Raw genomic sequence first — 1,012 nt, 5'->3', positions numbered from 1 at the left:
CCGGTTCCGGTTCCGGTTCCGGGGCGATGGTGCTGGCCGCGACCTCGGCGCCGGACGGGTCGTCGGGTTCGTACTCGGCGACCACGCTGTCGCCGACCGGGACCTGGTCGGCGGGCGGCAGCACGGGCGCCTTCTCCTACTCGTACCCGGTCAAGGTGCCGGCGGCGATCGGCGGGGCCACCCCGAACCCGGAGCTCTCCTACGACTCGTCCTCGCAGGACGGGCGGACCTCGGGGACCAACAACCAGTCCTCCTGGCTGGGTGACGGCTGGAACAGCGGCGAGTCGTACATCGAGCGCTCCTACAGGAACTGTGCGGACGACACGTCCTCGGGTGCGCCCGCCGGGTCGGGCGACAGGTGCTGGGCGGGGGAGGTGATGACCCTCTCCCTGAACGGCTCCTCCAGCCAACTCGTCTACGAGAACGGGACGCTGCGCCCCGCGAGCGACTCGGGGACGGAGAAGGTCGAGCGGTTGTACCTGTCGGGCGGTGCGTCGAACGGGACGTACAACGGCGAGTACTACCGGGTGACCGAGAACGGGGTGCAGTTCTACTTCGGCCTGAACCAGCTGCCCGGGTTCTCCTCCGGCAAGGAGGAGACGAAGTCGGTCTACACGGTGCCGGTGTACGGGGCGAAGGCGGGTGAGCCGTGCCACGGCTCGACCTTCGCGGCGTCGTCCTGCGTGCAGGGCTACCGGTGGAACCTGGACTACTCGGTCGACCTGCACGACAACGCGGTGGCGTACTACTACCAGCCGGAGACCAACTACTACGGGGCGAACGCGCAGAGCACCGGTGTGTCGTACGTGCGGGGCGGGTGGCTGCGACGGATCGACTACGGCATGACCGCCTCGACGGTGTTCTCCCCGGCGCCCGAGCAGATCGTGTTCGACGTGAAGGAGCGCTGCATCGACGGCACTCCGGCGGGCGCGGTGTGCGACGACGCGCACTTCAAGGTGGAGAACGCGCCGTGGTGGCCGGACGTCCCGGTCGACCTGAACTGCGCGCAGGG

The 1,012-nt window shown here is 69.3% G+C and carries 1 pseudogene; it reads left to right on the top strand.

The annotated features are described in order from the left end of the window. Positions 1–155: 155 nt before the first annotated feature. Positions 156–1,012: pseudogene (locus ABD345_RS39930) on the top strand (RHS repeat-associated core domain-containing protein); the annotation flags it as partial.

The organism is Kitasatospora saccharophila, from assembly GCF_039529925.1.
Lineage (GTDB): Bacteria > Actinomycetota > Actinomycetes > Streptomycetales > Streptomycetaceae > Kitasatospora > Kitasatospora saccharophila.
The sequence above is the reverse complement of the archived record's forward strand: the minus strand, read 5'-3'. Positions and strand labels throughout refer to the sequence as shown.